This is a genomic window from Pseudomonas peli, assembly GCF_050563605.1.
GTDB lineage: Bacteria > Pseudomonadota > Gammaproteobacteria > Pseudomonadales > Pseudomonadaceae > Aquipseudomonas > Aquipseudomonas peli_A.
Genome location: NZ_JBNXUH010000267.1, coordinates 1 through 260, shown reverse-complemented (window position 1 = coordinate 260; position 260 = coordinate 1). Strand labels below are relative to the sequence as shown.

Genomic DNA, 260 nt, shown 5'->3' with positions numbered 1-260 from the left:
TAGCAAAGGAGAGGAGATGAAGAGAGGGGGACTTGCCGGGAGGGAGCCCCCGAGCTGGATTTCCGGCAGCATTTCCGGAATGCCTTCCATCACCTGTTCGCGGCTCAGCAGGGTGGTGCCGAAGTGCATCAGCTCGGCCACGGTCTGGCCGTCACGCGCGCCTTCGAGCAAGGCGGCGGAGATATAGGCCATGGCTTCCGGGTAGTTGAGTTTCACCTGTCTCTTATACACATCTCCTAGCCCACGAGACGAACTGAGCG

Annotated in this window: 1 protein-coding gene; it reads right to left on the bottom strand. The window is 60.4% G+C overall.

The annotated features are described in order from the left end of the window. The coding region (gene ureA, locus ACQ4LH_RS21700; RefSeq protein ID WP_430699007.1) for an urease subunit gamma at positions 1-260 on the bottom strand (260 nt) is incomplete at both ends.